This window comes from Mangrovihabitans endophyticus (assembly GCF_014646155.1).
In the GTDB taxonomy this organism is placed as follows: domain Bacteria; phylum Actinomycetota; class Actinomycetes; order Mycobacteriales; family Micromonosporaceae; genus Actinoplanes; species Actinoplanes endophyticus.
The window spans coordinates 1-562 of the sequence record NZ_BMMX01000178.1 but is presented as its reverse complement, the minus strand read 5'-3'; the positions used below and the strand labels follow the sequence as shown (position 1 = coordinate 562).

The window sequence follows — 562 nt, the reverse complement described above, 5'->3', positions numbered from 1 at the left end:
GGCTCAAAAACCCCCTCTTTTAACGCAAACGACCCCCTAGGGTAGCGGAACGCGCAAGGGCTTGAATGATGTTCATTGGCAAAATGCACGGCGTTTTTTAAAGTCTCATTATCTCGTGGGGCAAAAATGACCATGTTGGGGATAGAGCGCAAATACGACACATCTAAAAGCCCTTGGTGCGTCTCGCCATCTTCGCCCACAATCCCAGCCCTATCAATGGCTAATTTAATCGGCAAGTTAGAAATGCAAGCGTCATGCACAATGGAATCATAAGCCCTTTGCAAAAAAGTAGAATAGATACTCACAAAAGGTTTAAACCCCTCTTTAGCCATAGCGCTGCTAGAAGTTAAAGCGTGTTGTTCAGCGATAGCGACATCAAAAAAGCGCAAAGGGTAAGCGTCAATGAGTTTGTCTAATCCTGTGCCGCTAGGCATAGCAGCGGTTACGCCTACGATTTTTTCATCTTTCTTGGCTAATTCTAAGAGGGTGTTAGAATACGCTTCAGTGGGCGATAAAATCGCGCTTTTGGATTTTTTAGACAGACCGGTATCCAAATCAAAAG

1 pseudogene is annotated in these 562 nt (G+C 44.8%); it reads right to left on the bottom strand.

From position 1 onward, the window contains the following. Positions 1-562: pseudogene (locus IEY73_RS34805) on the bottom strand (1-deoxy-D-xylulose-5-phosphate synthase); the annotation flags it as partial.